The sequence below is a fragment of the Aneurinibacillus danicus genome (assembly GCF_007991215.1).
Classification (GTDB): Bacteria; Bacillota; Bacilli; order Aneurinibacillales; family Aneurinibacillaceae; genus Aneurinibacillus; species Aneurinibacillus danicus.
Window position 1 is genome coordinate 1 of record NZ_BJXX01000096.1, and the last position, 6,503, is coordinate 6,503.

Sequence of the window (6,503 nt, forward strand, 5' to 3'; positions counted from 1 at the left end):
GATTTTCACAGAAAACAGAGAAATACGGGGGAAGAAACAAAATGAAAAAATGGGGAATTTGGACGGTGGTTCTGCTCGTTCTGTTGCTCGTCGGGGGATGCGGGCAAAAAGAAAGCGTGCAGCGCACCACGCCGACTTCAAGCAATAACATCACCAAAAACCGGGATGGCAGTCTGTTGTATATTGCCAATATCGACGTCAACACGGTGTCGGTACTGGATACCAAACAAAATAAAGTAATTGCTGAGATTCCAGTTGGCCGTGAGCCGCGTCAGCTTGCCCTCAGTCCCGACGACCGGGTGTTGTATGTTACCTGTATGTTTGACAATAAAGTCGATATCATTGATACGGCTGACAAAAAAGTGACAGGTTCGGTGCCTGTAGGGATCGAGCCGTTTGGTGTGGTGGTCAATCGGGACGGCAGCCAGGTTTATGTTGCAAACTATCGCTCTTCCACTGTCTCGGTCATTGATGCAGAGGAGAGGAAGGTAACAGGAACCATCAATGTAGAGGAGAGACCCCGGGGGCTGGCCATGACGGCCGAAGGAAACAAGCTATATGTGACGCACTATCTTTCAGGTCATATCAGCGTTATTAACACCGAAGAGAATCAGGTGAAGAAAGTCATTGCGCTTTCCCCTTCTCCGGACAAAGAAGACCGAAAGAAAAGCCAGGGAATTCCAAATACGGTGGAGCAGTTTGTTATTGCTCCGGACGGTAAAACCGCATGGGTGCCGCATCTGCTCACCAATGTCGATACGCCTATTCATTTCGAGGAAACCGTCTTTCCGGCGATTTCGGTTATTGATGTAACCAAGGACGAGGAAATTCAAAAGGAGCGCAAGGAGCTTTTTAAGCAAATGGACGTCCGAGATGTCAAAAACGAAACGATTATTGTCTCAAATCCGACGGATGTCGCGTTTTTGCCGGACGGAAGCAAAGCCTTCGTACTGATGGCAGGCAGCGAGGATCTAATGGTATTTGATTTGACGCGCGGCGGCAATGCTACGCAGCTTGTGCGCCGAGTTCCGGGCAACAATCCGCGTGGCATGGTGCTCTCCAATGATAGTAATCGTCTGTACATCCATAATGCGATGAGCCATGATATGGCCATTGTGGAAACAGGGGGGAATGACCCGTACGCTGAAGCGCAAGCTAAGCCGAACACCCTCCGATTGATTGCCAAAGACTCGCTTCCGCCGTTGGTTCGTCAGGGAAAAACGATCTTTTTTAGCGGTAATTCCGATGAGTTTGCGGCACCGATTACAGGTAACAACTGGATGAGCTGTGCTTCCTGCCACGCCGATGGCGACATCAATGGCCTGACGCTGATGACGCCCAGAGGACCGCGCAATGTGCCGAGCAATGTGCTGGCGATGCGGACCGGGCTATTTATGTGGGATGGCAGCCGCGATGATTTTACGGATTACCTGCTGACGGTGCAGGGAGAGATGGGCGGATTGACCGACTATGATCCGGGAAAACCGCTGCCTCCGAAAGTCGAAGAGATGTTTGATGCGCTCAAAGCGTATTTGGAATACCCGGATTCTTTCCCGGTGCCGAAAAGTCCGTATCGGAATCCCGACGGGACGTTGACCGCCAAAGCGGAACAGGGCAAGCAGTTGTTCGAAGGCAAAGCTGGCTGCATTGCGTGCCATGCCGGTGAGACGATGACCGATAGCACCAAAGCGGTGAATGCAACAGGTAAACTCACGACGGACAATACGAAGTTTCTTCATGACGTCGGTACCGTGAATCCGCTGGACAAAGGGACAAAAGGCGATGCACGGGCAGGCTATACGAATCCGCGCAGCAAAGAAATATTTGATACGCCGACGCTGCGCAGTGTCTGGGCTACCGCGCCGTATTTGCATGACGGCAGTGCAAAGACGATATATGACGTGCTGACCACACGCAACCAGCAAGGAAAACACGGAAATACAAGTGCACTGACGGAAGCCGAAAAAAGAGCGCTGGTTGAATATGTGAATTCAATCGAATAAGGAGAAAAAATAACGTCTCTGCTGTTCGTAACAGGGACGTTATTTTGTTTTCATGGTTATTGACACACAGGAAATGCTGGTGTATAAAATACATACGATAGTTTAACACATAAAAGCATAAACGCATAAAAGCTAAAAAGTAACAGAGTGAGAATATAAAACAAGCCGAGGTGGAGGGAGTATCATGAAAACAGGAGGCCATAAAATTTTAGATTGCACAATTCGTGATGGCGGATTGGTAAACAACTGGGATTTCAGCGTCGATTTTGTTCGGGATCTGTATGACGGATTAAGTGCGGCCGGAGTTGAATATATGGAAGTAGGCTATAAAAACTCTCCTAAGCTGTTAAACGCTACAGAGCCGAATCCATGGCGGTTTTTGGATGATCGGTTCCTGCAAGAAATTTTCCCGGAGAAAAAAGCGACGAAAATATCGGCCCTTTGTGATATCGGTCGTGTGGATGAGAACGACATTTTGCCGCGTGAACAAAGCGTGCTGGATATGATTCGTGTTGCTTGCTATATCAAGGATGTAAACAAGGGACTCGATCTTGTGCAAAAATTTCATAATATGGGATACGAGACGTCATTGAACATTATGGCCCTGTCACATGTGCATGAGCATCAATTGATCGAGGCGTTCGAAGCAGTGAATCAAAGCGCGGTGGATGTCGTTTATGTGGTCGATTCATACGGCAGTCTTGATCCGAAAAACACGGAACATCTTGTTAAAAAGTTCCGTGCGCTTCTTCCGAATAAGCAGTTGGGAATGCATATGCATAACAATCGGCAGCTCGCGTTTGCCAACACGCTGGTCGGGATAGACAATGGAGTGACATTCCTGGACGCCTCAGTATACGGCATGGGTCGTGCAGCAGGGAACTGTCATACCGAGCTTCTCGTCAGCCATCTCAAAAATCCGCGTTATGAACTGAAGCCGATACTGGGCATTATCGAGAAGCATATGCTGGCTATGCGTGAAAAATGGGAGTGGGGCTATATCATTCCGTATATGATTTCCGGGGTGTTAAATGAGCATCCGCGTGTGGCCATGGCGCTGCGCAGCAGCGAAGAACGGGATAACTTCACAGCGTTTTATGACAGGCTCACCTCTCCTGAAACGGTAGATACTTTGGTGAAAAAATAAAAGTACATCATGCCGCGGCACGAATCCTCGTGCCGTGTTTTTCACAAAGGTAGCAAAAATGGCTGTTGAGACAAAATCAACAGTCTTTTTCTATGCAGTCAAACGCTGTGTGTGGAAGGCAGGCAAGGCTGATGCAAAATACAAAGGATAAAACAAATAAAATAAAGTTGAATTATCGGAATTTAGTGATATCATTGTGGTGCGCGGTCTCTATCTGTGAGATCGTATTTATTTATAAATAATGAAAGGAGTGCTTACATATGCCATTCAGTTATGTCTCCCATCTTCATTGCCCGAAATGTGAAAAAACCTATAGTTCTAGGGAAAAGCATCAGCTCTGTGCATGTGGTTCACCGCTGCTTGTCGCATATGACCTTAACGAATTGCGGAACAAGCTTACGCCGGAGACGGTCGCAACCAGGAAGCCGAATCTGTGGCGGTACCATGAACTGCTTCCGGTAGAAGACGCCGCACATATCGTCTCCCTGGGGGAAGGCATGACACCGCTTGTTTCGATGCCGAAATTGGGCAAAGAGATGGGAATTGAGCATTTGTATATGAAAGACGAAGGAATCATTCCAACAGGAACCTTTAAAGCGCGCGGAGCCGCCGTCGGCGTATCGAAGGCCAAAGAGCTTGGTGTCAGACAGCTGGCCATGCCAACCAACGGAAATGCAGGAGCGGCTTGGGCGCTGTATGCAGCAAGAGCGGATATAAAAGCGACGGTGGTCATGCCGGTGGATGCTCCGACCATTACGCGAAATGAGTGCGCGGTTGCAGGAGCCGACCTTTACCTGGTGAACGGACTGATTAGTGATGCGGGCAGCATCGTAGGAGAAGCCATCCGGCAATTCGGTCTTTACGATGCTTCTACACTTAAAGAACCCTACCGGATCGAAGGAAAGAAAACCATGGGGTTAGAGATAGCGGAGCAATTCTCCTGGGAGCTGCCCGATGTGATTTTATACCCGACGGGTGGGGGCGTAGGATTAATCGGTATATACAAAGCGCTGACAGAATTACAAGCGCTGGGTTGGATCAAAGGGAAACTACCCCGGTTGGTCGCTGTGCAGGCCGAAAACTGCGCGCCCATCGTCAAAGCATGGAAGGAGAAGAAACAAACCTCGGAATTCTGGCCGGATTCTTCGACTATTGCATTCGGTATCAATGTGCCAAAGGCGCTTGGGGATTTTCTCGTGTTGGAGGCGCTGTATAAAACGGAGGGCTGCGCGATTGCGGTAGAAGAGAACGCCATTGTCGGAGAGCAGCAAAACGTCGCCCGTCTCGAAGGGGCCTTTATTTGTCCGGAAGGAGCCGCCACATTCCTCGCCGCTCGCCGCCTGCGGGAACAGGGATGGATTCGCGGAGGCGAAACGGTTGTGGCGTTAAATACAGGGCTTGGGGTGAAATATCCAAATACCGTCGATATTGAAGTTCCTGTCCTGCAGCCGAGCGACCGCTTATCCGCTGAACGCATATTTACGGAATAGAAGCCGGCTTATAACGGTACTGCTTTTTGCATAACCGAAACGGTCGAAATTCACAAGTAAAAAATAGCCGCTCCGGATAGACCGGGCGGCTGTCTTTGTTCCGGTATAGGAAAGTATATTTCGTTTTACAGTGATAAAGCGAAATATACTTTTCCTCCATTCGTAAGCGAGAGGACGTGCAGGATGTCATTAATAAAACAATAAGTAAATGGGGACGCATTGATATTTTAGTGAATAACGCAGGTGCCTGTGTCCGAGAAGGGCTCGAAGACATTACCGATGAAGAGCGGGATATGGATACACACTTGAGAGGTTCCTTTTCATGGAAACAACCCATCTTAATTTACGGACGGGTTGTTATGTTTAATGAACCTTGGGCTTATCTTTTGTAATATAAACCAGCCAAAAAAACCAAATGTACCACCGATTGTATTCAAAATGATATCGTCAATATCAAAAAAACCAAGTAGTGTAATTCGTTGTATCATCTCAATCATTAAACTTGTTAATAAGCAGATAATAAAAATGTTTTTAAATCGTTTCATGTTGTTGAATATGACAGGAAGCAGAAAACCTAGAGGCATAAAGATGATTACATTTCCAAATGTATTAAATAACCACGTATCAAGGTTGTAACGATTAAAATTTAATGTGTATTGCAAGATGCTCTCAAATGGTATCAAATTGTAACTTGCCCCAAATTCCTTTTGATATAGTTGAAAAACTATACGTGAATCTAAGAAGAGCTTCTCTATAACTAAAAATGCATATACAAAAAACAAAGCCCAAGAAGATATTTTTATGATTTTTTGATAAGGAAACAGAGATTTCTCTATATCTTTTCCTATTTGTTTAGCATTACCGAATTCATAAATTGCCAATTTGCTTGCTTCTTCTTCTGGTATCCCTTTATCTATGTACTCCCGCCTAATTGAAAGAAGATGATCATATAGTTCATCGGCTAGTTCTGTCTTTTTTTCCTCACTTGTATTTATATTTTTTAAGATGCTATGGATATAGCTTTGCAAATCGATCAAGCAAATCCCCCCTTACAACATTGAATTAAATAACTAATTTGTTGCCAACTTTTTAATTTCTTATCAAGTTCTTTCTTTCCGTTCTCCGTTATGCAGTAAAACTTCCTTCGAGCTCCAGTTTCCGCTTCTCCCCAATAGGATGTAATCCACCCTTTTTTTTCTAAGCGCTGCAGTGCAGGATATAGCGTTCCCTGGCTCATACGATATGCATCATTGCTTTTCTTTCGTAAATGCTGAATAATTTTGTATCCATATATATCTTGTTGCTCAATAATTGAGAGCAATAAGATATCAATACTTCCCTTCATCACTTCTTTATCCATTTTTATCCACCTCTAATTAATTGTACTACTACATATGTCGTATTACAAGATATATATTTACGTCCGATAACATCGCTTATGCAAAAATCCAACCTAGAATTAACGAGGTTGGATTTTCTGATTATTTACAGTTTTGGATAGCGTGTTCCCAGCTTGGAAAGTAATACAAAGCACTTTGCATAAGTTGAGGATATGCCTGCTTTACTTTTTTCTTACTCAGTGATTCCCCATTGTCTTGTAGTTGTGTGATTTGTACAAGAACTTCCTCCATGCTCATATTTACTTCCATTTTTTCACTCCTTCAACACAAACTTTAGTCATCATTTTTTCCCTAATTTAAAGCAAAGATACACATAAATGTTGGCTTTCCGCCAAACTTTGTCGTGCGGGACGCCTGAAGCGGACGTTTTCTCCTTCCGTGTGGAGCGTAACCAACGTGACATGCCCCCCTTCTCCCGTCCCTGACGATTCGTTGTCGACGTATCCCATAGGTAAGAAGGAAA

8 protein-coding genes are annotated in these 6,503 nt (G+C 45.5%); 4 read left to right on the forward strand and 4 right to left on the reverse strand.

Features of this window, described 5'->3' with window-relative positions:
* Positions 1-41 precede the first annotated feature (41 nt).
* The 4 genes from ADA01nite_RS10935 to ADA01nite_RS23050 all read left to right on the forward strand — a co-directional run bounded on the left by ADA01nite_RS10935 (position 42) and on the right by ADA01nite_RS23050 (position 5,032).
* A complete protein-coding gene (locus tag ADA01nite_RS10935) occupies positions 42-2,003 on the forward strand; it encodes a c-type cytochrome (RefSeq protein ID WP_146810005.1) in 1,962 nt (653 codons plus the stop codon).
* 184 nt (positions 2,004-2,187) lie between these two features.
* A complete protein-coding gene (locus ADA01nite_RS10940; RefSeq protein ID WP_146810006.1) occupies positions 2,188-3,150 on the forward strand; it encodes an aldolase catalytic domain-containing protein in 963 nt (320 codons plus the stop codon).
* 260 nt (positions 3,151-3,410) lie between these two features.
* Positions 3,411-4,640: a threonine synthase gene (locus tag ADA01nite_RS10945; protein ID WP_146810007.1), complete on the forward strand. Its 1,230-nt coding sequence runs from the start codon at positions 3,411-3,413 to the stop codon at positions 4,638-4,640.
* A 158-nt stretch (positions 4,641-4,798) separates the two neighbouring features.
* Entirely contained in the window at positions 4,799-5,032 is a 234-nt protein-coding gene (locus tag ADA01nite_RS23050) for an SDR family NAD(P)-dependent oxidoreductase (RefSeq protein WP_371863554.1), read from the forward strand.
* On the opposite strand, the gene ADA01nite_RS10955 is transcribed toward ADA01nite_RS23050, so the two are convergent.
* From ADA01nite_RS10955 to ADA01nite_RS22425, 4 genes are all read right to left on the reverse strand, one after another.
* Positions 4,979-5,677, reverse strand: a complete 699-nt coding sequence (locus tag ADA01nite_RS10955) for a VanZ family protein (RefSeq protein ID WP_170230231.1) — start codon at positions 5,675-5,677, stop codon at positions 4,979-4,981. The genes ADA01nite_RS23050 and ADA01nite_RS10955 overlap by 54 nt on opposite strands.
* A complete protein-coding gene (locus tag ADA01nite_RS10960; protein WP_146810009.1) occupies positions 5,674-6,000 on the reverse strand; it encodes a PadR family transcriptional regulator in 327 nt (108 codons plus the stop codon). The genes ADA01nite_RS10955 and ADA01nite_RS10960 overlap by 4 nt, the downstream gene beginning before the upstream one ends.
* Positions 6,001-6,121: 121 nt before the next feature.
* Positions 6,122-6,289, reverse strand: a complete 168-nt coding sequence (locus ADA01nite_RS22030) for a hypothetical protein (RefSeq protein ID WP_170230232.1) — start codon at positions 6,287-6,289, stop codon at positions 6,122-6,124.
* Positions 6,290-6,320: 31 nt separating this feature from the next.
* Positions 6,321-6,503 (reverse strand): hypothetical protein (locus ADA01nite_RS22425; RefSeq protein ID WP_218029549.1); only part of this gene is annotated, 183 nt, incomplete at its 5' end.